The sequence below is a fragment of the Dongia soli genome (assembly GCF_034044715.1).
In the GTDB taxonomy this organism is placed as follows: Bacteria; Pseudomonadota; Alphaproteobacteria; order Dongiales; family Dongiaceae; genus Dongia_B; species Dongia_B soli.
Genome location: NZ_JAXCLW010000001.1, coordinates 212,032 through 235,836, shown reverse-complemented (window position 1 = coordinate 235,836; position 23,805 = coordinate 212,032). Strand labels below are relative to the sequence as shown.

24 protein-coding genes are annotated in these 23,805 nt (G+C 60.1%); 13 read left to right on the top strand and 11 right to left on the bottom strand.

Features of this window, described 5'->3' with window-relative positions:
* Window positions 1–109 precede the first annotated feature (109 nt).
* Window positions 110–4,021 carry a PAS domain-containing protein gene (locus SMD27_RS01090; RefSeq protein ID WP_320506492.1) on the bottom strand — a complete coding sequence of 1,304 codons (3,912 nt, stop codon included), beginning with the start codon at window positions 4,019–4,021 and terminating at the stop codon, window positions 110–112.
* Between the two features lie 366 nt (window positions 4,022–4,387).
* On the opposite strand from SMD27_RS01090, the gene SMD27_RS01085 reads away from it, so the two are divergent.
* Both SMD27_RS01085 and SMD27_RS01080 read left to right on the top strand, forming a co-directional pair.
* Complete coding sequence (locus tag SMD27_RS01085; RefSeq protein ID WP_320506491.1) at window positions 4,388–4,609, top strand: hypothetical protein; 222 nt, start codon at window positions 4,388–4,390, stop codon at window positions 4,607–4,609.
* A 150-nt stretch (window positions 4,610–4,759) separates the two neighbouring features.
* Window positions 4,760–5,035: a hypothetical protein gene (locus SMD27_RS01080; RefSeq protein ID WP_320506490.1), complete on the top strand. Its 276-nt coding sequence runs from the start codon at window positions 4,760–4,762 to the stop codon at window positions 5,033–5,035.
* 12 nt (window positions 5,036–5,047) lie between these two features.
* Here SMD27_RS01080 and mtgA read toward each other — a convergent pair whose 3' ends face one another.
* Window positions 5,048–5,887 (bottom strand): monofunctional biosynthetic peptidoglycan transglycosylase, encoded by an 840-nt coding sequence (mtgA, locus tag SMD27_RS01075; protein WP_320506489.1) that lies wholly within the window; start codon window positions 5,885–5,887, stop codon window positions 5,048–5,050.
* Window positions 5,888–6,014: 127 nt separating this feature from the next.
* Between mtgA and SMD27_RS01070 the strand changes: the two genes are divergently transcribed.
* Entirely contained in the window at window positions 6,015–6,494 is a 480-nt protein-coding gene (locus SMD27_RS01070) for an MmcB family DNA repair protein (RefSeq protein ID WP_320506488.1), read from the top strand.
* 61 nt (window positions 6,495–6,555) lie between these two features.
* Here SMD27_RS01070 and SMD27_RS01065 read toward each other — a convergent pair whose 3' ends face one another.
* Window positions 6,556–8,772, bottom strand: a complete 2,217-nt coding sequence (locus SMD27_RS01065) for an HD-GYP domain-containing protein (RefSeq protein ID WP_320506487.1) — start codon at window positions 8,770–8,772, stop codon at window positions 6,556–6,558.
* A gap of 297 nt (window positions 8,773–9,069) precedes the next feature.
* On the opposite strand from SMD27_RS01065, the gene SMD27_RS01060 reads away from it, so the two are divergent.
* From SMD27_RS01060 to SMD27_RS01050, 3 genes are all read left to right on the top strand, one after another.
* Entirely contained in the window at window positions 9,070–9,774 is a 705-nt protein-coding gene (locus SMD27_RS01060; RefSeq protein WP_320506486.1) for a transglutaminase-like cysteine peptidase, read from the top strand.
* Window positions 9,775–9,879: 105 nt separating this feature from the next.
* Window positions 9,880–11,139, top strand: a complete 1,260-nt coding sequence (locus tag SMD27_RS01055; RefSeq protein WP_320506485.1) for a hypothetical protein — start codon at window positions 9,880–9,882, stop codon at window positions 11,137–11,139.
* Between the two features lie 77 nt (window positions 11,140–11,216).
* Window positions 11,217–11,579, top strand: coding sequence for a winged helix-turn-helix domain-containing protein (locus tag SMD27_RS01050; RefSeq protein WP_320506484.1), 363 nt, complete (start codon window positions 11,217–11,219; stop codon window positions 11,577–11,579).
* A gap of 51 nt (window positions 11,580–11,630) precedes the next feature.
* On the opposite strand, the gene modA is transcribed toward SMD27_RS01050, so the two are convergent.
* The 3 genes from modA to SMD27_RS01035 all read right to left on the bottom strand — a co-directional run bounded on the left by modA (window position 11,631) and on the right by SMD27_RS01035 (window position 14,476).
* Window positions 11,631–12,455, bottom strand: coding sequence for a molybdate ABC transporter substrate-binding protein (gene modA, locus SMD27_RS01045; RefSeq protein WP_320506483.1), 825 nt, complete (start codon window positions 12,453–12,455; stop codon window positions 11,631–11,633).
* A gap of 163 nt (window positions 12,456–12,618) precedes the next feature.
* Window positions 12,619–13,158 (bottom strand): ActR/PrrA/RegA family redox response regulator transcription factor, encoded by a 540-nt coding sequence (locus tag SMD27_RS01040; RefSeq protein WP_320506482.1) that lies wholly within the window; start codon window positions 13,156–13,158, stop codon window positions 12,619–12,621.
* Complete coding sequence (locus tag SMD27_RS01035) at window positions 13,151–14,476, bottom strand: ActS/PrrB/RegB family redox-sensitive histidine kinase (protein WP_379991191.1); 1,326 nt, start codon at window positions 14,474–14,476, stop codon at window positions 13,151–13,153. The genes SMD27_RS01040 and SMD27_RS01035 overlap by 8 nt, the downstream gene beginning before the upstream one ends.
* Window positions 14,477–14,560: 84 nt before the next feature.
* On the opposite strand from SMD27_RS01035, the gene SMD27_RS01030 reads away from it, so the two are divergent.
* Window positions 14,561–15,451: an ABC transporter ATP-binding protein gene (locus SMD27_RS01030; protein WP_320506480.1), complete on the top strand. Its 891-nt coding sequence runs from the start codon at window positions 14,561–14,563 to the stop codon at window positions 15,449–15,451.
* Between the two features lie 13 nt (window positions 15,452–15,464).
* Complete coding sequence (locus SMD27_RS01025; protein ID WP_320506479.1) at window positions 15,465–16,301, top strand: ABC transporter permease; 837 nt, start codon at window positions 15,465–15,467, stop codon at window positions 16,299–16,301.
* Window positions 16,302–16,310: 9 nt separating this feature from the next.
* Here the strand turns inward: SMD27_RS01025 and SMD27_RS01020 are convergent, their stop codons facing one another.
* The 5 genes from SMD27_RS01020 to cobT all read right to left on the bottom strand — a co-directional run bounded on the left by SMD27_RS01020 (window position 16,311) and on the right by cobT (window position 19,814).
* Window positions 16,311–16,601, bottom strand: a complete 291-nt coding sequence (locus SMD27_RS01020) for a hypothetical protein (RefSeq protein WP_320506478.1) — start codon at window positions 16,599–16,601, stop codon at window positions 16,311–16,313.
* On the bottom strand, window positions 16,602–17,045 hold the full coding sequence (locus SMD27_RS01015; protein ID WP_320506477.1) for a phage holin family protein: 444 nt from the start codon (window positions 17,043–17,045) through the stop codon (window positions 16,602–16,604).
* 14 nt (window positions 17,046–17,059) lie between these two features.
* Window positions 17,060–17,461 (bottom strand): DUF883 family protein, encoded by a 402-nt coding sequence (locus SMD27_RS01010; RefSeq protein WP_320506476.1) that lies wholly within the window; start codon window positions 17,459–17,461, stop codon window positions 17,060–17,062.
* An 89-nt stretch (window positions 17,462–17,550) separates the two neighbouring features.
* Window positions 17,551–18,738 (bottom strand): DNA glycosylase AlkZ-like family protein, encoded by a 1,188-nt coding sequence (locus SMD27_RS01005; RefSeq protein ID WP_320506475.1) that lies wholly within the window; start codon window positions 18,736–18,738, stop codon window positions 17,551–17,553.
* A 50-nt stretch (window positions 18,739–18,788) separates the two neighbouring features.
* On the bottom strand, window positions 18,789–19,814 hold the full coding sequence (cobT, locus tag SMD27_RS01000) for a nicotinate-nucleotide--dimethylbenzimidazole phosphoribosyltransferase (protein ID WP_320506474.1): 1,026 nt from the start codon (window positions 19,812–19,814) through the stop codon (window positions 18,789–18,791).
* Between the two features lie 179 nt (window positions 19,815–19,993).
* Between cobT and cobS the strand changes: the two genes are divergently transcribed.
* The 5 genes from cobS (at window position 19,994) to SMD27_RS00975 (ending at window position 23,734) form a co-directional block, all read left to right on the top strand.
* A complete protein-coding gene (gene cobS / locus SMD27_RS00995; protein ID WP_320506473.1) occupies window positions 19,994–21,025 on the top strand; it encodes an adenosylcobinamide-GDP ribazoletransferase in 1,032 nt (343 codons plus the stop codon).
* Window positions 21,026–21,035: 10 nt separating this feature from the next.
* Window positions 21,036–21,674: a histidine phosphatase family protein gene (locus SMD27_RS00990; protein ID WP_320506472.1), complete on the top strand. Its 639-nt coding sequence runs from the start codon at window positions 21,036–21,038 to the stop codon at window positions 21,672–21,674.
* A gap of 188 nt (window positions 21,675–21,862) precedes the next feature.
* On the top strand, window positions 21,863–22,543 hold the full coding sequence (locus tag SMD27_RS00985; protein WP_320506471.1) for a lipid-binding SYLF domain-containing protein: 681 nt from the start codon (window positions 21,863–21,865) through the stop codon (window positions 22,541–22,543).
* Between the two features lie 193 nt (window positions 22,544–22,736).
* Window positions 22,737–23,336 carry an SCO family protein gene (locus SMD27_RS00980; protein ID WP_320506470.1) on the top strand — a complete coding sequence of 200 codons (600 nt, stop codon included), beginning with the start codon at window positions 22,737–22,739 and terminating at the stop codon, window positions 23,334–23,336.
* The gene (locus tag SMD27_RS00975; RefSeq protein ID WP_320506469.1) at window positions 23,336–23,734 is read left to right on the top strand and encodes an MAPEG family protein; all 399 of its coding nucleotides are present in this window, start codon (window positions 23,336–23,338) and stop codon (window positions 23,732–23,734) included. The genes SMD27_RS00980 and SMD27_RS00975 overlap by 1 nt, the downstream gene beginning before the upstream one ends.
* The last annotated feature ends 71 nt before the right edge of the window (window positions 23,735–23,805 follow it).

Below are 23,805 nucleotides of genomic sequence, written 5' to 3'. Positions count from 1 at the left end.
CCAAGGCCAATGACGGCCAACATACGACAATCAGCAGCAAGCGCAAGCCGCTCGCGAGCAGGGCTGGCATGCAGCTGTCCTGCGCGTTTCGGCTGTTTCAAGGCGGATTTCAGGAGGTTACCGAGGAACTGGCGAGGGACGGCTCCCGACCGGGTATCGGCATGGCTATGACCCGCTCCGGCGGAAAATGCAGCCTGACGACCGTGCCTTTGCCAAGCTCGCTTTCAATCTCGATGGAGCCGTCATGCAGCTCCAAGAGCTTGCGGCTGATTGCCAGGCCAAGGCCGGTACCACCGAAACGCCGGCTGATGGAATTGTCGCCCTGGCGGAATGGGGCAAACAGCTTCGGCAGGACATCGGGGGCGATGCCGATGCCGGTATCCCTGATCGCCACGTTCAGCCCGCCATTTCCCGGCAGGAGGACTTCGATATCGACCCGGCCGTTTTGCGGGGTGAATTTCACTGCGTTGGAAAGAACGTTCAGCAGGATCTGCTTGAGCGACCGGCTGTCGGCATAAAGTATCGGCGTGTCTGGCGGCGCGATGAAATTCAGCGTCACCTTGCCTTCATTCGCGCGGGTGCTGACCAGGCGCAGGCAATCCTGGACCGCATCGGAAATCGACAGTTGTTCTTCGTTCAGGACATGGCGGCCCGCTTCGATGCGCGACATGTCGAGAATATCGTTGATCAGTTCCAGCAGCAATTTGCCACTGGTATTGATGTCTTCGGCATAAGTCACATATCGCTCGGGGTTCGCGCCGAATGCCTGATCGCGGATCAATTGCGAGAAGCCAATCACGGCGTTCAAGGGCGTACGCAGCTCGTGACTCATATTGGCAAGAAACTCGGTCTTCGACCGGTTGGCCAGATCGGCCTCGTTCTTGGCCTGGATCAGCTCCTCCTCGCGTTGCCTTTGTTCGGTGATGTCCTGGACGACGCCGATTGCGTGAAGGATCTGCCCGGACTCATCCCGCACCCGCTGTGCGACAGAGCGCAAGGTGAGAACCTCACCATCCAGGCGGATGAAGCGGTAATCAAGGTTATACGAATCGATAGCGGTTCGCCCATAATCCTGGAAGGTCCGCAGCACCAGTTGCCGGTCTTCCGGATGGACATATAATTCGCAGAAGGTCTCGGTCTCGCTGTTGTAGTCTCCGGTATCGACCCCAAGCATCGCCCGGAGCCCATCGGAATAAGTCATCTTGCCATTGCCGGCATCGAGATTGTCGCCCGGCTGCCAGAGCCAATAACCAATCCTGGCCAGTCGATGGGCATGCTGCAGCAGGGTCTCGGTTTGCCGCAGGACCAGTTCATGATACCGCAAGTCGGTAATGTCCTGCACCATACCGATGATCTGCGTGGACGACGGTCTGCCATAGACATTGTCCTGAGCCGCCTGAGCTGGACTTGCGCCGGTTTCGAGCCCGATGCGCTCGCCCATCATGCGGATGATGCGAATGCCACCATCGCTCCGCAGGATACGGAATTCTGCCGACAGGACGGGCGCGTCGCGATGCCAGAACTGCTGCATTTTCTCTAAGGTCTGCCGCTGGTCCTCCGGGGCGACGAAGCGGCTGACAAAGCCATCGATGGCGAGACCGTTGAGGACGGCTGATTGCGTGCCGAAAATCTCTGCTGCTTCTTCCGAATATTGCAGCACGTAAGCCTCTTCGGAGGCTTCTGCCCGGTCGGCATGCCAATGCCCCATGCTGGCAATGCGCAGCGCGTTTCGAAGCTGGTTTTCGGTGCGGCGGAGAGAAACCTCCGATTTATGCATCGTCGTGACATCCTGGGAGATACCCAGGATCATCAGCAGCCGACCTTCCGCTGTTAGCCGTTTCTCACCGGCATCGGAAATGTACCGCACCGATCCGTCAGGGAAAATCAGCCGATAGACGCGCTGATAGGTCAGATCCGGTCCTTCGACGAAAGCGCGATAGGAGCGATAGACGAAGTCGCGGTCGTCAGGATGGATCAGGCGCTCGGCGAAGTCAGTTTCCGGCATGTTGAGCTCGGCGGGGGGCAAGCCGAATATATCTGCGGCATTGTCGGAATAGACATATTGCCCATCGTCATAGCTTTTTGGGTTCGGCGCCGGCTCGAAGTACCAGTGGCACATGCGCGCGATGCCTTGCGCGCGGTCCATCAAAGTTGCATGACGTTCCAGAGAAAGCTGGGTCCGCCGGATATCGGTGATGTCCTGAATGATGCCGATAGATTGGGTCAGGTGGTCGACGCTGCCCGGCAGACGCTTGGTGCCTTCGCGAATATACCGGATTTCACCGACCGCCTTATTGATACGATATTCGATCAAATATTGATCGGCCGTTTCGTTGTTGAACGCACGATAATGCTGGCGGGTTGCGGCGCGGTCGTCCGGATGGATGAAGGTTTCGATAAATTCGTCCTGGTCCGCCGGCAGATCATCGACCGCTATGCCCAAAACCTCCGCCATCTGGGCGCGGAAGGAAAAGGCAGCAGCCTCGACTGGACCGAATTCCGGACTGTGGAAATAATAACGCATACCGGCCATACGCTGCGCATGATTCATCGCGGCCAGACTGCGTTCTTCCAGCTGCCGGGCTTGGGCAGCCGCCGTGATGTCTTCGCCGAGGCCGATCACCAGGGAGATGCGGCCGGATTTGTCGAGGATCGCCACATTCGACCAGCGATAGAGCCGCTTCTCGCCGTTTCGGGCAATCAGATAGTTGTCATGGCGATTGGGATAATCCTGCGGGTTTTGCGACAGGAAAGTTGCCCGTACTTCCTCGCGCTCCTCGGGCAGGAGGATCGACAGCCAGATTTCCTGATCCATCAATTCGACGAGCGAATAGCCGAGTTGCCGCTCCGCCGTGTTATTGACACGGACGATCTGACCCTCCCGGTTGCGCACGAAGATAAGCACCTCGGCGGAATCGATGATCAGGTTGGTGAAATCGGCCTGCGCCAGCAAGGAACGCTCATTGGCGATGATCTTGCGGCCGAGATAGAGCGTAATGGCAACCAGAACCAGACCGGCAGCCAAAATGACGCTGGCGACGATGCTTGCCTGCAGAATCCAGCTGTGGATGACGCCTTGCCGCGTCGTCATGGCAATGGCGAGAATAGGCAAATTCGGAACCGGCCTCGCCGCTACATAATTGAGCATGCCGGATTCGGTGACGAGGTCGAAGGATTCCATGCCGGCATCCGTGCCGGCTTCCGCCAGGGCCTGGGGCAACTGCACCCGCAGGGCTTCCGCGACTGCAGCGGCCGGCATCGTTTTCGCCGTCAAGATCCGGCCATCCCGCTGCACCAGCAAAATATTGTCGCTCGGTGCCGGCGCGATGGAGCGATAGAACTCGCTGAGCAGTTCGGAGTTCAACAGAACGGTGATCAGGCCCTTCAACCGACCATCGCTATTGCGCACGACGCGCGTCACCGGGATGCCGACCCCCTCGACCGTGAAGCGGAAAGCATCCCCGACAAAGGCGTGCGCCTGGGGATTCCTCAGGTAGTCCTGATAGAAATGGTTTGAATCGAAACCATAGATGGGATCGTTGAAATCCCGCGTCACCATCCGCCGCGTGCCGGTCTGATCACTGAAGATCACGCCTTTCATCAGCGGCGTGCCGAGCAATCGCGGTCGGATTTGTTCCTGGAGACGGTTTACATCCGCCCGGTTGATATCCGACGTCCCTTCCAGCAGGCGAACACCGCTATCGAGCAGGGCATCGATCTGCTCGGTATCGCGGTCCATCTGCTGCGCCACCGAAATGGCCAACTGGGCAAGCCGTGTGCGGGTCGTCTGGATTGCCGAATAATCGATCAGCCAGATGGCACCGCCGGCAAGCAGAAGGGTCACGACGACCAACGGCACGATGACCCTGACCCGGACGCGCTCGATCGGCCAGGGATTGGGCCATCGGGCGGCACGGTCAAGAATGCCCCCGGCCAGAATGCCCCCGGCAGCATGGGCGAGGGTGTCGCCATGGCTCTGTTGGTTTGCCGGTCTCTGAAGCACGGGATCAGACTTGCTCATGGAAGGCTGTGGCCGCCTCGGATCGGTTCCTAACTTTCGGAACATCGTGGCAAACAATGCTTTCCAATAAGTTTATAAGAAAATTTGACTGCAACCGCGTTGCAAATTTGTAGCTAAAGCACGAGTCGGGAGCATGCTCCCAACCAGCAATGGATTGTTTTCCCAGCATTTTTTTGCGGAGAAACGCTTGGACGCTCTGGTAGCCGATGTCACAGTGCGCCATATTTTCAGGCGATGGCGTGACGGGCCCCCCAAGAGCCGGCGCGCCATCTTTTCGCGAGAACCGCGTTTGAGCGCATACCGATAGCGCCCGGCCTTTTGGCGCTTCTCTAACCCAACTTCTCTAACCCCAAGAGGAGAGAGAACATGCGCAGGAAAGTTGCCTTCGAAGAACTGCTGGAACTCACCACGCCCATTCAGCTGTCGGACGGCCGGGAGGGCTACATCCTCGGCCGCTATTGGAATATTCGGGCGGGCAGGCAGGAATACGACCTGCACCTGAACGACAACAATGATTTGCGAGGCATCACCGCCGACCAATTCCGGGTCATCGGCCAGCCGCGCCGGGATGTGCTGCGCGTCGCCTAAAAATTAAGTAGCAGCCGGCGCTCCGACCGGCAGCAGCCAGGCCTGGCTTGGCGGAACGGCCGACAATGTGTCGACAGCCGAAGAGAGGCTCTCTGCACCATATTCATGGAGTGTAAAGGCTATTCTGCTATGCCTCCGCAAAAGAGGGCAATGCAGGAACAAAACATGGGATTCTGGGCGAAATTTTTCGGGACCACGGCCAGCAAAAAGTCTCCCCCTGCGCCGGGCACGGCGAAAACGGCGGACGATCTGATGGCGCAACGCCAAGCCCTGGCAAACCGGCTGTTGACGCCGGAACGGCAGGAGCGTTTGGCCCAGGCGATGCAGGTCCAGGCGGCCAAGCAACGGTTGAACCGCAACCTGGCGTCAGATCAGGGGCAGCAGCATTTGACCAGTGCTCTGCGCGACCTGCTGAAAAAGGATTAAAGAAGCAGTAGCCTAGGGCTTGCAGGGATGAGTGGTCGGGTCCGGGATGTCACCCATGCGAGCCTGGATCGTGCTGGCGCGGCTGCGGATATAGGCGGTGGGTTTGCTTGGTGACCAGCGCCGCGGATTTGGCAGGACCGCGGCCAGAAGAGCTGCTTCACGGCGTGTCAACGCCTTGGCAGGTTTGTGGAAGTGAACCTGGGCGGCGGCTTCCGCGCCGTAGATGCCGGGACCCCATTCCACCACATTGAGATAGATTTCCAGAATGCGTTTCTTGCCCCAGAAAAACTCGATCAAGGCCGTGAAATAGAACTCGATCGCCTTGCGAATATAGGTGCGGTCGGGCCAAAGAAAGACATTCTTGGCGGTCTGATTGCTGATCGTGCTCCCGCCACGCATGCGCGGCGAGTGCTGATTGCGCTGCCAGGCGTTCTCCATCGCCGTCCAGTCGAAACCATTATGTTGGCAAAAACCGGAATCCTCGGCAGCGATGACGGCGCGGGGCAGATTCGGCGATATCTCGTCATAAGATACCCAGTCTTTGTGCAGGCCGTTCCCATCCACCAGACGCAGCAACATCAACGGCGTCACCGGCGGTGGCACCAGGCGGTAAACCACACTCAGCATGATGGAACAGCCTATTGCCAGGACAACAAGCCGTAGCAAAAGCCGGCCGAGACGAAGCGGGCGGGCTTTGGGCGTCTTTTCGGGAATGCTGGGCATCACCAGGTTATCGGCCGTAGGCGGCATCGCCGATTGCGACGGATCGGTCGGCTGCGCCGGGCGAAGCTCGCCATCGGCATCCGTATCCGGCTCGGCAGTATCGGGAGACAACCCGGGTTCGTCTTTCATGCCCATTTGATAGCGGGGCCGACGCCTGTGAACAAGGCTTGCTGTTGTAAAGCTTGCTGTTCTCCCGGCCGGATCGGTTAAATTGCAGGCGGGTTCTGCCAAGGCCGAGATCGCCGCAGGAGGTTAAATGGTCGTGACAACTCAGGCGCTGACGGTTTGCGATGTCGGAATTGATGCAGTGCAGCTCTGCCGCGGCGTCACGGCGATGTTTGCCGATTTGGGTTTCGCGGCGGTGGGCGAATTACCCTTGCCGAATGGGCGGCGCGCCGATCTGGCGGCGATCGACGATCAGGGGCAGATCATCATTGTCGAAATCAAGAGCTGCCGCGCGGATTTCCAGACCGACCGCAAGTGGCGGGACTATCTGGAATTCTGTGACCGCTTTTTCTTCGCTGTGGCCCCGGATTTTCCCCGGGACATCCTGCCCGGGGAAAGCGGCCTGATTCTGGCTGACCGGCATGGCGCCGCCATCATTCGTCCGGCCCCGGCGACACCGCTGCATAGCGCCCGCCGCCGCGCTCAGATCCTGCGCATTGCCCAGACTGCCTGCCGGCGGCTGATGCGGGTCGATCTGGCTGATCCGGCTCATCAAACGATTGCCATTTGAAAAGACCGAAGCGCCGATCCCTTTATCGGGACCGGCGTGATTCGTGTTCACCGGCTTTGGCTTAGACGGTTGCTTCTTGCGGCATCGACATGGCGCCGAGATCGGCCCGTCCGCCGTGATTGTCGATATAATTGACGAGAGCCGCGATGACGCGCCGGTCGAAAGCCTTGCCCGAATCCTTCAGCAATCGCTCGATGGCGTCGTCGATATCCAAGGCGGCGCGGAAGGCGCGATTGCTGGTCATACCGACCAGGGCATTGGCGACGGCGATGATGCGGGCGGTCACCAGGATTTCTTCCCCGGCGAGGGCAGGCGTTCCGGTGCCGTCCCAGCGGGCCTGGGCCTGACGCAGCGTATCGACGACCGGGCCGTCGAACTCGATATCCCGCAGCAGGTCGGCACTCATCTGGATGCTGTTGCGAACCAGATTGAGCTCGTCCTGGGTCAGGTTGCTGGTCTTGGCGAGCAGATCGCTGGGGATCAGGATCTTGCCGAGATTGAGAAGATTGCCGGCGATTTCGGCGGTTTCGATCTCGGTTTCGGTCAAGCCCATTTCGACGGCGGTTGCCCGCGCGACCGCTGCCACCCGGGTCGAATGGTTGGCGGCGAAGGGATCGCGCTTATCGACCACCTCGACCAAAGTCTTGACCAATTGCTGTAAGGTACGAGAGCGGCGCTCGCGTTCGGTGACGACATCGGTGATATCGCGTTCGACAGTCAGCACATCATCGCCCATGCCGGCATGGCCGCGCAGCGGGATCTGCTCGGTCTGCACCACCTTGAGCTTGTTGTCCTGCTCCTGCCGTGCAACATCGGTGATGCTGGTGCCGAGTTCACGGACCTGCTTGCTGAGATCGACATACCGCTTGGCAGCAGCAGGCCCCAAGACGGCATTCACTTCCTTGCCCAACAGATCGCCAGACGACAGATTGGCCTGTCGCGCCGTCTGGGCATTGGCGAAGCGATAACGATTTTGGCTGTCGAGGATGAAGATGCTGGTGGGCTGGCTGTCGGTGACGAGCTGCAGCAGTTCCTTCTGCTCCTCAAATTTTCTGGCTACTGATTTGAATTGTGCGGCAGCCAGGCTGGCGCGGCGCGAGGAGCCGTGACGCCAGACGGCGATGATCGCAATCGCCAGGATCAAGAGTGCGAGGCCCAGATAAGTCGCCAATTGCCGGAAGCGGGCATCGGCCGCACCCAGAGCTTCCTGGTAACTCACCGTATACATCAAGACCCAGGGCACCTGGGACAAGTTGCGCGAGGTAACCAGCACATCCTTCGCCCCGTAATCCCGGCGATCCGTGGCGAAGCTGTTGACCTTCTCCACAGCGAAAGCGGCGTCGAGCTTGGGCGTGGCGATATCCATCTCCAATCCCAGCGGTGAGATCGGCTGCTTCTCGTCGGCGATGGGCGACAGATAGACCACCTTGTCTCCATTGCGTTGAAGCAGCGCAGTGACGGCGGTCTGGCTGGTCTCGCCCGGTTGGCGTAGCAGCGGGAAAAGCTCGTTGCCGATTTCCTTCACGCCGACGATCCGCCCGATCTGCGAGGTCGCGGCATTATCTGACTGCACGGCGTAGAGCGGCACGACGAAAACCAGGCTGGGATTGCCGCGGCTGTTGAGATACATCGGGCTGATGCCGGTATCGCCGGCGCGGACATTCAGCACGAAATCCTTCACCTGCCCATCGAAAGGCGGCGCGTCGGCCGAGGTGGCGATCAGGCCGCCCTGCATGTCGGTAATCAACAGGCCGGTGACGCTAGCCGGCTGTTCGTTGGCTTTAACCGGTTGGGACTTGTTGCTGCTGAAACCGGTACGCTCGGCAGTCACCGTGAGCAGATTGCGGAGATATTCCTTGAAGCCGGCGCTCTCATCCTGCTGGTTGGGGTCCTGCTTGCCGGTTGTCGCCGCTGCGTTGAATTCGGCGATGGAGCTCACATAGAGCTGAACCGACTCGTTATCGGCGATGCCCATCAGGTCCTTGGTCTGCCGGTCGAGCCAGCGACTGACCTCCGCCGCCCGGCTGTCGGCGATGATCCCCATGCGCACTTGCCACTGGGTCTGTTCCTGTTGCTGCTCCTGGCGCACGAATTGGTTGATGGCCCAGATGCCGGCCACCGCCAGCAACGCCAGCAATAAGATAGGAAACAAGATGCGAAAGTCGAATTTCGGGCGGGCCCGAGTGTCGTCAAACAATCCGGCATTCTGTCCACCGCCCGAACCGGCCGGGGATGGGGGGTTGCCATGGCTATCCGGCTGGTCGGATCCGATCGTCACGGTCACTCTCCTGCTGTTCCTCAACTCCGCGCACCCCGACATTTCTAGTCAGACGGTGTTCGGCAACCTTGCCCGATTCGGGATGGTCGTCCCAGGCCTCGTTGGCATGGCGCGATCTTTAGTCGAATTTTATCACCATACTCACAGGCCACCAATTAACGAATAATTAATGCTCTCTTGAGCCAATCTGGCCAAAGTGCCGACTTAGCATAACGAATATCAGATATATTGTCCGTAAGGGGCACATTAGATACAACCGAAGCGGTAGAAGGCCTTTTCCCCTGTGACAGGATCCGGATGTTCGCCTTGCTGACCATCGTCCTGATCGGCGGTATCGGGATGGCCGGCTCCTGCGCCATCGCTCTTCGCTTGCGCCGATGGCGCAGCCTGCTGCCCCTCCTGATGGCACCCTTTGTCCTGTTGCTGTTGATCCAACCGGCGCAGCCCGCGGCGGCGCGCAGCTATCCGAAACTTTTCGGCACCTTCGAGCTTCCTTCCAGCAATATGAAGAAGTTCCCCAAATGGACCGCGATGCTGAAACGGTGGAAGGATGGCGTGGCCTGCAACGGGCCGACCTGCAGCACCAAAGGCTGGAACGAGTTGATCGGCAGATTGAAGGGAAAGGACCTGAAAACCCAACTGAAGGAGGTCAATCGCGAGATGAACCTCCATCCCTATATCCTCGATATCAATAATTGGGGACAGGAGGATTATTGGGCGACGCCCTTCGAATTTCTAAAAAAGAACGGGGATTGCGAGGATTTCGCGATTTCCAAATACATGGCGCTGAAAGCCCTGGGCGTGCCGATCGAAGATATGCGTGTCGTCGCCCTGCGCGACCTCAACCTTGGTATCGGCCATGCCATCCTGGTGGTCTATGTCGATAACGTGCCGATGGTGCTGGATAATCAAATCGGCACTGTCGTGCCGGCCAGTTCCATCAAGCACTATCAGCCGGTCTATTCGATCAATGAACAAAGGTGGTGGCTGCATACCCGGTGATACAGGCTAAATAGCTGTAAGCGCCGAATTCTTGGCCCGCCATTAGCACAAAATTTATCTTGTCCCATTAACGTTCGCCGGTTTGCGCTGGAATGATGGGATCGCATGGTCGAGTGGTTCAAGGATACGCGGACGCTATCCGCTGAAGAGGTTTTGCTGGATTATGCCCGGCGTCTCGATCGTCATCGTGCCGGCTGGCAGGCAGTGGAAATCAAGGTCTCGCTGCTGCGGCCCCATCATCAACGCCCCCAGCATCTGCGCATCATCGCCAAAACGCTGGAACCGCTGGTCAAGAAATACGATGCCGGTATCTATCCGATCTACAACAACAATGTGATTGTCCTGGCGAAGGGCGCCACCATCGCCGATATCGACGCCTGCATCCTGAAGGTCAGATTTCTGTTCAGCGAGGATCCGCTTTTTGCCGTGCACGGCGCGGAGCAAAGCGAGGAAGATTTCTGCACCTGGTACGATCTTAACACCGCCTATGCGGACTTTTTCGCTCGCGTCGAGCAGATGAATGACGGCCGCAAGCAGGTTTTGTGCGCAGCCGAAACGGCGCAGCGCCATCTCGACAGCCAGACGCCTGCCAGCAGCGGCGCCGTCCTCGATCTCAACAATCTGGAAGCCCTGGAACGCGCCATTGTGCGGGCCGATCTCGCGAATGTGCTGCGGCGACAGGATATCTGCGCGGTGATCCCCGGTAACCGACCGGCCGTGGTCTTACATGAGATCTTCTTTTCCATGCGCTACCTGGCGGATACGGTGCTGCCCGGCTACGACGTTACCTCGGATAAATGGCTGTTCCAGCATCTGTCGCGGGTGCTGGATCAGCGCATGCTGGCCTTGCTGGCGCAACGCGAATATCGCGACATGCTGAACCATGCCAGCCTCAACCTGACTCTGGCGACCGTGCTCGGCCGCGACTTTCTGGAATTCGATCGCCTTACAAACCAGAAGGACCGGGGTGCGATCTCCATCGAACTTCCGGCGATCGAAGTGTTTTCTGACCCCGGCGATTATCTCTTCGCCCGCGATTTCCTGAAGGAACGCGGCTACAAGCTGATGATCGATGCGGTGCCGCATCTGATGTTGCCGCTGATCGATCGCAAGCTGCTCGGTTTCGATCTGGTGAAAGTCATCTGGACACCGGCCTTCATCGATCATGTCAAAGGCCGGCATGCCGGCGAACTGCGCGATGCCATCGACCGGATCGGCCGTGAGCGCGTCATTCTCTGCCGGGTCGATCATCAACAAGCGATCGATATCGGCCAGGATCTCGGCCTGTCGCTCTATCAGGGACGACTGATCGATAACATGCTGCAGGCGCGTCCGGCCTCGGAGCGGGTGGGGCTGCCGCGCTAATGGTGGCGCAAAAGACTTGGCAGGCGCTGGTGGAAGACTAGAATCGCCATTCCGCAGTGTTCGAAGGCCGATAATAAATGGCGCATCTCTCATTCCGCGTGGATCTCGCAACCGGTGGCCGGTTGGGGCCGGGCAAGCGCCGGCTGTTGCAATTGATCGACGATCTCGGTTCGATCTCGGCAGCGGGGCGCTCGATGGGGATGTCGTATCGGCGCGCCTGGCTGCTGGTTGAGGAAGTGAATGGCGCCTTTCGCGAACCGCTGGTCGAGAAGGCACCCGGCGGCAGCGGCGGCGGCGGCGCCGCGCTGACCTCAGCGGGCCGCGATGTCCTGGCCTGGCTTGCCGATATTGATACCAGGGCCCAGGCGGCGGCGGCGGCGTCGCTCAAAAGGCTGGATGCCCTGGCAGCGGCAAAACCAGACTCCGCGAGCCGGAAATGACAAAGGCCGGCGCCGCCGTTGCGGAGCCGGCCGTATTTTGCCTGTTATCCGTTACTTCAGCGGCGTGAAGCCATAGCCGGCAAAGATCTTGGTCGCTGTCTCGCTGCGCAGGAAATCGGCATAGGCCTTCGCGAGATCCGCACCGCCATCCTGGCGGCCGGCGGCGTATTTCGTGACGGCCGCCGGATATATGATTGCGGGATGGCTGTTTTCGGGGAAGGTGTCGACGACCCGCACGCTTTTGTCGAGCTTGGCATCGCTTTCATAGACAATTCCCATCTTCGCTTCGCCGAGCGAGACCAGCTTCAGGGCCGCGCGTACATTGGCCGCAGCGACGACGCGGTCCTGGACCTTGTCCCAGATGCCGAGATTTTCCAACGCGGCCTTGCCGTATTTACCGGCGGGAACGCTCTTGACCTCCCCCATGGCAAGACGGCCATCGCCCAGTGTTTGATGCAAATCCACGGAGGGGGCCAGTTTGATCTTCACCGGATCATCGGCCTTGGCGACCAAAGCCAGCCGGTTGCCCAGCAGATTGTGCTCTGTTCCCTCGGCGACCAATTGGCGGTTGGCGATATATTTCATCCAGTCCAAATCGGCGGAAATGAAGATATCCGCCTGGGCGCCGGCTTCGATCTGTTTCGCCAAAGCCGAGCTGCTGGCATAGGAGGATTTCAGGACAGCGGGGTATTTGGCTGCGAAGGCGGCATTCACATCGTCGATCGCATTCTGGAGGCTGGCGGCGGCAAAGATCGTCAGGCGGACAGGCTCGTCGGCTCGGACCGAGACATGGATACCGGTCGTCAATCCGGCAGCGATCGCCAAGATGCCGGCGATGCGGGCGACCAGGTGCCGGCGCGTGAACGGCTTCATCATTCCTTCAACGGTTTGATTCTGTGACTGGCGCATAATGGCTCAGGCCTTTGCTTGGTTCCGTTGTTCCCAATCGGATATAACGCCCAACGAACAAAGGCAACCAGAAATTACCGCCTGGAATTGCAAAGGCTTAATGGCGGGCCCACCGTCAGCTGACCAATGGTCAGTTCTTGGGCGCGTATTTCGCCAGGATGCGCTGCAGGGTACGTCGATGCATGCGTAAGCGCCGCGCCGTTTCCGAAACATTGCGATCGCATTGTTCGAAGACTCGCTGGATATGCTCCCAGCGTACCCGGTCCGCTGTCATCGGTTGTTCGGGCGGCGGCGGCAAAGCGGTCTTGTTCTGCAGCAAGGCGGCCTCGACCTGATCGGCATCCGCCGGTTTGGGCAGATAATCGGCGGCGCCCTGCTTGATGGCGGCGACGGCGGTGGCGATGTTGCCGTAACCTGTGAGGATCACAACTCGGCAATCGGGATTGCTCTTATGGATCTCGGCGACGACATCAAGGCCACTGCCATCGGTCAATCTGAGATCGATGACGGCAAAGCGGGGCGATTGTGTCTTGGCCGTGGCGATTCCGGCCATCACCGATTCCGCTTGTTGCACCGCAAAGCCGCGGCGTTCCATGGCCTGGGCAAGACGCTGGCGGTAAGGCGCATCATCATCAACGATCAGAAGTGTCTTGTCGGAATCTTCAGTCATTCTCGAGGCTCTCTCTTGGCCAGGTCACGCGAACTTCGGCACCGTGATAGCTGTTGTTCTGGAAACCGACGGTGCCGCCCGTCCGCTCAATCAGGTTCTGTGCGATGAAAATGCCAAGCCCCATATGATCGCCGGGGCGGCTTTCAGTATCACCGCGGGCTGCGCTGGATAGATAGGGATCGCCCAGCCGGGCCAGCAATGTATCGGAAAAGCCGGGACCGTCGTCGCTAACGACGATCGACAGCCATTCACGGCTCCAGGCGACATTGACCTTGACTTCCCGTTGGGCAAATTCGATGGCGTTCTGCATCAGATTGCCGAAGGCATGCAGGATTTCCGGTCTATGTGGGACCAGCGGCACATCAGGATCGACCGGATCGGGCTTGGTTTCGATGCGCAAGGCGACATGCGGCTGCTGATGCGGCGCGGCAGCCAGTTCCACCATCAAGGTCGCGGGGATCATTTCGAAGGGATGTTCGCCGCTCTCTGCCGGCCGGCTGGACAATTCCTTCAAAATCTCACGGCAGCGGGCGCTTTGGCTGAGCAGCAGATCGACATCCGAGCGAAAGGGGCTGTCATTGGGCAGATCATGCGCCAGCTCCTTGGCGATCACGGAGATCGTGCCCAGCGGACTCCCTAGTTCATGGGCTGCAGCGGCTGCCAACGCACCTAAGGAAGACAGGCGCTGTTCGCGATCGAGTGAAGCCTGCGCTTCGCTGAGTGCATCGGACATGCGGCGCATTTCTTCCGCCACCCGGAACACATAGAAGGTGATGAAGATGACAGCCAAAGCGAGGGCGATGGCCAAAGCGATCAGAAGAATTCGCGGCAGGACAAAGGTGCCGTCGCCCCAGGGCAGCGGCATGTGATAGATCGCCAATACATTGACGCTGAGGATCGATAGCGCGGCGAGACCCATCGTGCTACGCAGGGATAACGCGGCAGCGGCGACCGTCACCGGTGCTAGGATCAGCACTGAAAAGGGATTATGCAACCCGCCGGTCAGATACAGTAGGACCGCGAGCTGAACGATATCGAAGGCAAAGAAAAAGGCTGCCTCGCGGTCTGTCATCAGTCTTTGCGATTGTCGGCGCCTGATCTGACCCAGCAGATTAACCAGCGCCAAGGCGGCAACAGCGATCAAACAGGGCAAGAGCGGGAGTTGATAGCCCAGGCCGAATTGCACCACGAGCAATGCAGCGGCCTGGCCGGCAACGGCGATCCAGCGGATGACGGCAAGCGTTCGCACCCGCAAACGGCCGCGACTGCTGCGCGTCGGTCTCGGCTGGAATGTTGCCGTGGCTGTGGTCACGCTCATCATCAACCTTTATAAGAATTGGCAGGGCTTTGTTTGGCAAGCCCTTGCCGGACCCCTCGGACAAGCAAGGCTGTAACCTCAATCATGGCTCAAAAGACACCGACATCGGACCCTCTGTCCACCCGGCCTGGATCGGCACGCCGCATTTTACCGGGCGCCGAGCCGGAAAAGGTGCCCGCGATCCAGGTATCAGGCCTGGTAAAGACCTTCGGAGCGGTAACGGCGGTCAATGGCATCGATTTCACCGTTCCGGCGGGTCAGACAGTGGCGTTGCTGGGCGGCAACGGAGCCGGCAAAACCACCACGATTTCAATGCTGCTCGGCCTGCTTCAGCCCAGCGCCGGCACCATTCGCCTGTTCGGCGAGGATCTGGCGAGCCGACGCCACTATCTGTTACCGCGAATGAACTTCTCCTCGCCCTATGTCGAATTGCCGCACCGTCTCACGGTGCGGCAAAACCTGGAAGTTTTCGCCAGGCTCTACGGGCTGCTGGACCGGGCCGTCCGGATCAAGGCGGTCGTCGAGGAGCTGGAACTGAGGGCTTTGGCCGACCGGCGCGTCGGCACCTTGTCGGCCGGCCAGAAGACGCGGGTGGCTTTAGCCAAGGCGATGCTGAACCTGCCGGAGCTGCTTTTGCTCGACGAGCCGACCGCCTCGCTCGACCCCGACACCGCCGATTGGGTCCGGGCCTATCTGGAAGGTTATCAGGCGCGGCACGGCGCGGCGATTCTGCTCGCTTCTCACAACATGGGCGAGGTCGAGCGGCTGGCCGATCATGTCCTGATGATGCGCCAGGGCTGCATCGTCGATGCCGGCGCGCCGCAGGATCTCATCGAACGCTATAGTCGCCAGAATTTGGAAGAGGTGTTCCTCGATATCGCGCGGGACCGCCGCGCTGGCTTTTCGGCTGGCCGCGGCGAAGCCGATCTGCTGAGCGGTGGGCCGCCCTCGGACCGCGACATCGGACCGAATTGAAAGGCATGCCGAGATGACCGCTGACCGACATATGTCCGCAACGCCGCGCTTTCGCGATTCTGCGCTCAGCCGGATCGCCGCAATGGTGCTGCGGCATTTCTATGTGCTGCGGACATCCTGGCCTCGGTTGATCGAAATGGCCTATTGGCCGACCATGCAGATGATCATCTGGGGCTTCTTCAGCACCTTCCTTTATGCCCATAGTTCCTGGCTGGCCAATGCCTTCGGCGTGTTGATCTCCGCGGTCATGTTATGGGACGTGCTGTTTCGCAGCCAGCTCGGCTTCTCCCTGTCCTTTCTTGAAGAATTGTGGTCGCGCAATTTGGCCAATCTTTTCTGTAGCCCGCTGCGGCCAATCGAGCATATCGCTGCGTTGATCGTCATGGCGCTGGTCCGGGCGCTGATCGGTGTGCTGCCGGCAATGCTCCTGGCGATTCCGTTTTACGGCTATTCGATCTTTTCGATGGGACTGCCGCTGGGGGCCTTTTTCTTCAATCTTCTAATCATGGGATGCGGTCTGGGGCTGATCGTCTCGGCGATGATCCTGCGTTTCGGTCTCGCGGCGGAAAATCTCGCCTGGTTCCTGGTCTTTATGCTGGCGCCGATTTCATGCGTCTATTATCCGGTCGAGGTCCTGCCGGATTGGTTGCGCGTGATATCCTGGTCGCTGCCCTCGACCTATGTCTTTGAGGGCATGCGGGGTGTGCTGTTCGATCACGTCTTCCGTTGGGATTATTTCGCTGCGTCGATTGGCTTGAATGCCTTGCTGATGAGCGTCGGGCTTGGCATCTATCTCTATGCTTTCGCCCTGGCGAGGCGGCGCGGCCTGTTACTGCAGGTCGGTGAGTAGACTGCGGAGCTATGAGCCCCGCAGCATTCGCACAACGCCGAGAAGCGCGATACCGCCCTGCAGGACTTTGCTTGCCGTACCGGCCAGCCTGACCACGGTACCGGCAGTAACGAGGGTGCCTGCGGTCATGCCAAGGGCGGTGAGTATAGGATGGTCATCGAAGAAGTGTCGGACGCGGTAGACTGTCCGGTCAACTGGCGCGGTTAAAATCAGGTACTCGCTCGCCGCCGCCGCGATCTCCCGGCGTTGCCTTTCCGCTTCATTCTGCAGGGCGGCAATCGCCGTTTCATGCTTAATCATCTAGTCGCGCTCGCCCAATTTTGGCGTGTTGGGAGATTGCCCGGTCAAGGCTATGTAATCCCGTCGCAGGGCGTCTATTGTCGCCGCAAAGGGCGGGGCCTGCCGTTGAATCTTTCGCATAAGTGTGACGACCAAAGCAACCGCCACGATCCAGTAGAAAGCGGCGACGGCGCAGACCGCTGCCAGCCGATGGTTGTCCCAGAAGTAAACAATCACCACGGCAGAGGTGAAAACGAGGCCGAGCAAAACCGCGAAGCTCGCGGCAACGCCAAGCGCCGCCATGCTCCCCAGTTTCGCGCGCTCGGCCGACATTTCGACAAGCAGCAGCTCGGCGCGGGTCTGAACGCCGGCGATGATCGCGCTGAGCATACGCCCGCCGACTCCCAGCAAACGGGCTGCGGGGCCGGCGGGAATAGCTTCGGGTCCGCGGGGGTCGGTGGCCATAGAGACCGCCTGAATCAGCGACGGCTGACCAAGAGGCCTAAAAGGAACCCGACGCCGACACCCAATCCGACGGCGGTCCAGGGATTTGTGTGAACATATTCATCGGACTTGGAGGCAACGTCCTTCGCTCGCTGGAGCGTACCGCGTTCGAAATTACCGAATACTTCCCTGGCTTGTTTTAGCTTCTCTGCCGCCTGGTCACGGAGCTGGGCGAGCTTTTCCGTCCCCGCGCCGCCGGAAGCCAACAATTCGTCAAACGAAGCGGCCAAAGAACGGAATTCTTTCATCACCTGGTCTACCGATTCCTGGGCCGATCCGGATTGCGTGGAACTGCTATGTGTGGAGGAATAAGTCTCTCGTGCCATTGCTTTCCTCGAATGTCGTTGAATCTCGTTAAGCGCGGCGTACTCTAACAACGACTTTTCCGCTTGAGAGTTCCACAGGACCCGACAAAGTTGCTGAATGAGGCAACGCGACGGCTCCTCACGACGCCGTGAAAAAGCCTTTAGAAGGAAATGGTACCGCTCAATCCGCGCCGCCATTTGGCCGCAAGCCGATTGCTCGATTTGACTTCGCCGGCGCCTGCGATTCGGCCCAGGCGATGAATCGCGCCTCGCAGTCCATCCAATGGCACGGGCGCGATGATATCGAGATCCAAGATCTGCCAGATCGCCCCGCCCTTCTTGATGTCGATTTGTCCCACAATTGCATCTCGGTACAGGATCGGGAGGGCGAAGTAGAAGCGACGCTGGTGTTGCGGCGTGTAAGCCTCGAATTTGTAAGTGAAACCGAATAGCTCGGTCAGGCGCCGCCGGCTGAACAGCAAATTGTCGAGAGGCGGAAGAAGGCGGACGACATCATCCTCAAGCGTCGCACGGGACGCGAATGCATCGATGTCGCTTTGCAAAGCAAGATGCATTTCCTTGCCGTCAAAAGGGATCGGCACGATCAGGCCGCGTTCCCGAGCCTTGGCGACCAGCAGTCTTGCCATAGGCAGGCCTCCGCCCCGCCAGGAACCGATATGATGGGCCGTGCGTTCCGCAAGTTGCTGCGGCGTCGCCAGTTTCAGGACCGAGAGCGCCGATTGCACGAAGAACAGACCGCTTTTGCGGCGCCACTCCGGCACCGGCCGCAGCAACTCCGGGGCGATACGCTCGGTCAGATCGAACAGGCGATGGAAGTGGGTGGTCCGGCCTGCAATCTGCACCTTGTCGAGATAGAAAAGATATTCCAGCGCCTTGGTTGTTGCCTTGATGGTGTTGAAGCCGCCGGTCACGCGTTCCGACTGGAAATCGGCGGGCGAGACGGGGCCATGCTCGGCGATATGCCGGGTAAGGCGCCGCATCAGCGGCCGCATCTCAGCCAGACGGTCGGCGCTGATGGTCTTTCCGAAATCCTTGAGAAACCAAGGCAGCCAATCCCGGCGGGTGGCGAAAATCGGATAATGTGTCTCCAGCATGCCGCGGGCGTCGTAGAGCAGGCGGTAGAAATCCGCCACCGGAGCATCGGTCCGCGCCGCCCAGGCGATCTCATGATTACGCAGTCCTGTGACGCGGATGGAATCGATCTGGATCATGCCCAGATCCTGCGCTGACCGCGCCGCCATATCGGCCGCCCATAAAGGCCCGCGCAACCCCAGCCGATCCAGCAGAAAAGCGCGCAGCATCGGATCGGCTGTTACAGGGTCGCTCATCAATCGCTCTCCGCCACGGCGCGACGGCACTGTGGCGTCGAGCCCCCTTCTTAATCCTTATTGCTGACACCGGCTTCTGCGAAACTCGCCATGCCGCTGTGGCACATCGCAGCCGCGCGAATCAGCGGGATTGCCAGGGCTGCGCCCGAACCTTCGCCGAGACGCATGCCAAGATCAAGCAGCGGCTGTTTGTTCATCTTCGCCAGCACCTTGCGATGCCCCGGCTCGGCCGAACAATGCGCCACCAGGCAGTGATCCAGGGCATGACTGTCAAGCTTAAGCAGCGTGGCCGCTGCAACCGTACTGGCGAAGCCATCCAGCAGGACCGGTACGCGGGCCATGCGTGCGGCAATGACCGCGCCGGCGATCGCCGCCAATTCATGGCCGCCGAGGCATTGCAGGATGGCCAGGCCGTCTTCGAACCGGTCGCGGTGGCGCGCCAGGCCGAGATCGATCACCTCGGCCTTGCGGCTTAGGGCGGAGCCATGAATGCCGGTCCCCGGCCCGGCCCATTCCTGCCCGGTCCCGCCGAATAGGGCCGCAGCCATGGCGGCGGCGCTGGTCGTATTGGCGATGCCCATCTCGCCGACGCAGAGGAGATCGACGCCCGGCTCGACCGCCATCATCCCGTAAGCCATGGCCCGGGCCGTCTCTTCCTCGGTCAGGGCGGGCCCTTGGGTGAAATCGGCCGTCGGCTGGTCCAGGCACATTTCATAGACGCGCAGATCGGCATCGGCGTTCTTGCAAAGCTGGTTCACGGCAGCGCCGCCGGACTGGAAGTTCAGCACCATCTGGGCGGTGACTTCCTTGGGATAGGCCGAGACGCCGAGATCCGCCACGCCGTGATTGCCGGCGAAGACGGCGACGCGGGGATGATTGACGGCCGGCGGATGCTTGCCCTGCCAAGTGGCGAGCCATTGGGTGATTTCTTCCAGCCTTGCCAGAGCGCCGGTCGGCTTGGTCAAAAGCGCTTCACGGGTGGCGGTCCGGGTGGCGGCTTCGAGATCCGGGCCGGGAAGGTCGCGCAAAATCTGGCGGATCTCGGCGAAACTGGCGACAGGTTGGCGATCCAACATAGGCTCCATATGCGAGGGTGGTGTTTTTAATCTGGCGCTGTGATAGACCCGGTCGCGGCGGCAGGCAATATGAGGCATGCCCAATGACGCGTGCCCGTCAGGCGCAGGCTAGATTGCGTTGACCCTCAGGTCCTGCACTTGCCCAGCCGCGACATAACTGCGACCAATGGATCGAGCCGATGACCCAGGACAGACCGCAGGACGATGATCAGAAAGGTCAGGACCCAGCCCTTGAAGGTGAGCCGGCCGAGCAGGACCCAGGTCAGCCCTCTGCCGAAACCGCCGTTTCGGCAAGCCACATCGATCGGACGGGCGCCGCCGTAGAAGCCGACGCGACGGCAACCGAATCGCATCCGGCCGCTCATGACACAGCGACGGGCAATGAGAGTGCGACGGCTGAGGCCGGGCGGACGGCTAGTGAGCCGCCGCGCAAACCAGCATCCCCAACCGCTTCCGCTTATGACCGTTTCGCCAGGTTCTGGTGGCGCGATCTGCTGGCGGCACTGGGCTTTTTCACCCGGTTGCCGGTCCGGGCACCGGCCATACCCCTCTCGGAGGCAGTGAGGGCCTTTCCGCTGGTGGGGGCACTCGTCGGCCTGATCGGGTTGCTGGCCTATATTTTTGCTCTGCGCCTTGGTCTTTCCGTCTTGCTGGCTGCTGTCCTTGCCGTCACCGCCACTGCCGTCCTCACGGGTGCGTTGCATGAGGACGGCCTGGCCGACCTCGCCGATATGCTGGGGGTGCGCGGGGACCGGGAGCGCAAGCTCGCCGTCATGCGCGACAGCACGATCGGCAGTTACGGCGTACTCGCGCTGGTGATTGCGACCCTATTTAAAGTGGGAGCCATCGCCGATCTTGCGGTGCTGCCGCAGGTTGCCAGCGCGATGATCTCCGCGCATGTGCTGAGCCGTGCCGTCCTGCCGGTGGCGATGCGGTCGCTGCCTTTGGCGCGGCCCAATGGCTTGGCTGTCCATGCCGGGAAGCCCCCGGCAGATAGCATGTATTGGGCCCTTGGCCTGGGCGTCGTCATTGTGCTGCTGGTTGGCGGGCCCGGTGCGGCGATCGTGGCCACAGTATCGGCGTTGGTTACCGCTTTCCTGGTCGCCAAACTCGCCCAGCGCCATATCGGCGGTTATACCGGCGATGTCCTGGGCGCGATCCAACAAGTGGTCGAGGTCGCCGTCCTGATCAATTTCGTGACCTTTAGCTGATGCGGTTGGAATGACACAGACAGTTACCCGTTGGTGGTTGGTGCGTCATGCCCCGGTGGTGGGGGCGCATGGCCGTATTTACGGCCAGGATGACCTTGATTGCGACTGTTCCGACGCCGCGCTGTTTGCCGAGCTTGCCATCTTGCTGCCGACCGAACCGGTCTGGCTGGTGACGCCGTTACGCCGAACCCATGCCACCGCTGACGCCATCCACCTGGCTTCTGGCGGCATGAAACCTGAGATAGCCATCGAGCCGGATTTGGCGGAACAGCATTTCGGTGACTGGCAGGGTTTGACCTATGCCGATTTGGAGGCGCGACGGGACGGTGTCTATCATCGCTTCTGGCACGCACCGGCGGATCATGCACCGCCGAACGGTGAAAGCTTCCGTGATGTCATCGCCCGGGTTAGCCGAGCGATCGATCGCCACACCCGGCAGCATCCTGGCCGCGATATCGTTGCCGTCACCCATGGCGGCGCGATACGGGCGGCCCTGGCCGTCGCGCTTGAGCTTGATCCGGAGCGGGCCCTGGGCTTTTCCATCGATACCTGTTCAATCACCCGGATTGACCGTATCGACGGTGCCGGCGAGGGAGCTTCCTGGCGAATTGTCGCCGTCAATCGGCATCCGCAAAATCTGGCACGCTAGACCTGTCCACTCAAATTCAGTCGGATTGGGCTTTCAGTCTCCTATTGGCACAGCGAAAGGTTTTTGCCATAGGCTTGCCATAATTTCCTCCTAGCCAGATTCGCGAAGTCATTGCATGACACCGAGTCGGACGATATCTCTTGCGCGCATCATCCGAAGCAATCCAACCGAATCGCCGGAGGTATGATATGAGCCTTGATCGACGCGCGTTCCTGATCGCCGCAGCTGCCGCAGGAACATGCAGTTTCGTGCCGCCAGCTTTGGCGCTCAGCGATCAGCAGGAACTGGTCGAAAAATCGCGAATCAGCTTCGAGAAGCTGATCACCTCGCCCGATTTTTCGCAGCTGCCCAGCTATGTGAAGCGGGCCAAGGCTGTCATGATCTTCCCCAGCCTGTTCCGCGCCGGCGTCATCATCGGCGGGGAAGGCGGATCGGGGCTGCTGATGGTGCGGGATCCGCAGCGTGGATGGAGTCAGCCGGCCTTCTATACACTCGCTTCTGGCAGCATCGGCCTACAGCTCGGCGGCCAGACCAGCGAGGCGGTCTTCACGATCATGAGCGACAAAGCGCTCAATGCCGTGCTGGACAACCAGATGAAGCTCGGCGGCAATGTCTCGGCCGCGGCCGGTCCGGTCGGCCAGGGCATGGGAGCGGATACGACGACGAATTTCGGGTCCGATGTCTATAGCTTTGCCAAGACCTCAGGGCTTTACGGCGGCATTTCCTTCGAAGGATCCGGCATCGTGAAGAAGGACGATTGGAACAAGGCCTATTACGGCCAGGGCGCCACCCCCTATGCCATCGTGATCCAGCGGAAGTTCCAGAACCCGAATACCCAGGCATTAATCAGCGCACTCGCACCCTATTGATGCTGCCTTATTGCCCGGGCCTGTGGTCGCGCCTTTCTCTTCCCAGGTTAGGTCAAGGAAGCCCGCCAGCAGCCCCCCTGCGACATAATTCCGCGTCGTTCACGGGGCACTGGCGGCAGGCGCTAGGCCGGCAGTATGGTAGGCCGCGTGCAGGCTTGGGTAACCAGCCTGGGTAGACAGCGAGAAAGCCTAAATGCCGAAATCGGGAATGGCGCGCGGCCTGGTGATTGCCTGTCTTGTGGCAATTCTGGGTCTCTGCGGCCTTGTTTCTTGGAAACTCTATCAGCGCAGCGTTGGCGCCGAAGCCGGAAGCGTGGCCATCGGCGGGCCGTTCTCCCTGACCGACCAGGACGGCAAACACGTGACCGAGGCCGATCTGAAAGGCAAATTGTCGCTGATCTATTTTGGCTACACCTTCTGCCCCGATGCCTGTCCCACGGCTTTGGGCACCATCACGGCGGCACTGAACAAGATGGGGGCGGATGCCGATCAGGTGACACCGGTTTTCATCACCATCGATCCGGAACGCGATACCCAGCAGGTGATGAAGGAATATGCCAGTAACTTTCATCCGCGTCTGCGCGCCCTGACCGGCAGCGTCGACGAGGTCACAGCGGCGGCCCATGCCTATAAGATCTATTTCACCAAGGAGGGTGGCACCGATCCGCAAAACTATCTGATGAACCACAGTACCCTGATCTATCTGATGGATCGGGATGGCAAATACCTTGCGCATTTCGGGCCGCAGGCCACGCCGGACGACATCGCCACGGAAGTGCGGAAGTATCTTTGATGTATCTTCCGGTGACCACGACCTCGATTTACGCGGTGCTGCTCGCAATCTTGTTTCTGGCGCTCTGTTTCCGGGTCATGTCGGAACGACGGCGGGCCCATGTGTCGTTTGGCGAGGGAGCGAGCGAAACGCTGAGGCGCCGCATCCGTGCCCAGGCGAATTTCGTCGAATATGCGCCGATCACCCTGATACTCATGGCATTGCTTGAATTGCAGGGGGCCGGAAGCTTCATGCTCAATCTGATCGGGCTACTGCTCCTGGCCGGCCGGGGGACCCATGCTCTGGGACTCGGCAGCGTACCTGAACAGCGGCTACTGCGGATCATCGGCATCGCCTTGACCATTCTGGCGATCGTGCTGGCGGTCATCGCTCTCCTGGCCATCGCGATTTTCGGGTAGTCGCAAAAATTCGTTTCAAAACAAGGCCTTCAGCAGCCTCTCCGGCTATTCCTCATACGTTAATCAAAAAA

Excerpts from the sequence above, each read along its gene's own strand:
- SMD27_RS01090 (WP_320506492.1), bottom strand. The coding sequence starts at position 4,021 with ATGAGCAAGTCTGATCCCGTGCTTCAGAGACCGGCAAACCAACAGAGC.
- SMD27_RS01085 (WP_320506491.1), top strand. The coding sequence starts at position 4,388 with ATGCGCAGGAAAGTTGCCTTCGAAGAACTGCTGGAACTCACCACGCCC.
- SMD27_RS01080 (WP_320506490.1), top strand. The coding sequence starts at position 4,760 with ATGCAGGAACAAAACATGGGATTCTGGGCGAAATTTTTCGGGACCACG.
- mtgA (WP_320506489.1), bottom strand. The coding sequence starts at position 5,887 with ATGAAAGACGAACCCGGGTTGTCTCCCGATACTGCCGAGCCGGATACG.
- SMD27_RS01070 (WP_320506488.1), top strand. The coding sequence starts at position 6,015 with ATGGTCGTGACAACTCAGGCGCTGACGGTTTGCGATGTCGGAATTGAT.
- SMD27_RS01060 (WP_320506486.1), top strand. The coding sequence starts at position 9,070 with ATGTTCGCCTTGCTGACCATCGTCCTGATCGGCGGTATCGGGATGGCC.
- SMD27_RS01055 (WP_320506485.1), top strand. The coding sequence starts at position 9,880 with ATGGTCGAGTGGTTCAAGGATACGCGGACGCTATCCGCTGAAGAGGTT.
- SMD27_RS01050 (WP_320506484.1), top strand. The coding sequence starts at position 11,217 with ATGGCGCATCTCTCATTCCGCGTGGATCTCGCAACCGGTGGCCGGTTG.
- modA (WP_320506483.1), bottom strand. The coding sequence starts at position 12,455 with ATGATGAAGCCGTTCACGCGCCGGCACCTGGTCGCCCGCATCGCCGGC.
- SMD27_RS01040 (WP_320506482.1), bottom strand. The coding sequence starts at position 13,158 with ATGACTGAAGATTCCGACAAGACACTTCTGATCGTTGATGATGATGCG.
- SMD27_RS01035 (WP_379991191.1), bottom strand. The coding sequence starts at position 14,476 with ATGAGCGTGACCACAGCCACGGCAACATTCCAGCCGAGACCGACGCGC.
- SMD27_RS01030 (WP_320506480.1), top strand. The coding sequence starts at position 14,561 with ATGGCTCAAAAGACACCGACATCGGACCCTCTGTCCACCCGGCCTGGA.
- SMD27_RS01025 (WP_320506479.1), top strand. The coding sequence starts at position 15,465 with ATGACCGCTGACCGACATATGTCCGCAACGCCGCGCTTTCGCGATTCT.
- SMD27_RS01020 (WP_320506478.1), bottom strand. The coding sequence starts at position 16,601 with ATGATTAAGCATGAAACGGCGATTGCCGCCCTGCAGAATGAAGCGGAA.
- SMD27_RS01015 (WP_320506477.1), bottom strand. The coding sequence starts at position 17,045 with ATGGCCACCGACCCCCGCGGACCCGAAGCTATTCCCGCCGGCCCCGCA.
- SMD27_RS01005 (WP_320506475.1), bottom strand. The coding sequence starts at position 18,738 with ATGAGCGACCCTGTAACAGCCGATCCGATGCTGCGCGCTTTTCTGCTG.
- cobT (WP_320506474.1), bottom strand. The coding sequence starts at position 19,814 with ATGTTGGATCGCCAACCTGTCGCCAGTTTCGCCGAGATCCGCCAGATT.
- cobS (WP_320506473.1), top strand. The coding sequence starts at position 19,994 with ATGACCCAGGACAGACCGCAGGACGATGATCAGAAAGGTCAGGACCCA.
- SMD27_RS00990 (WP_320506472.1), top strand. The coding sequence starts at position 21,036 with ATGACACAGACAGTTACCCGTTGGTGGTTGGTGCGTCATGCCCCGGTG.
- SMD27_RS00985 (WP_320506471.1), top strand. The coding sequence starts at position 21,863 with ATGAGCCTTGATCGACGCGCGTTCCTGATCGCCGCAGCTGCCGCAGGA.
- SMD27_RS00980 (WP_320506470.1), top strand. The coding sequence starts at position 22,737 with ATGCCGAAATCGGGAATGGCGCGCGGCCTGGTGATTGCCTGTCTTGTG.
- SMD27_RS00975 (WP_320506469.1), top strand. The coding sequence starts at position 23,336 with ATGTATCTTCCGGTGACCACGACCTCGATTTACGCGGTGCTGCTCGCA.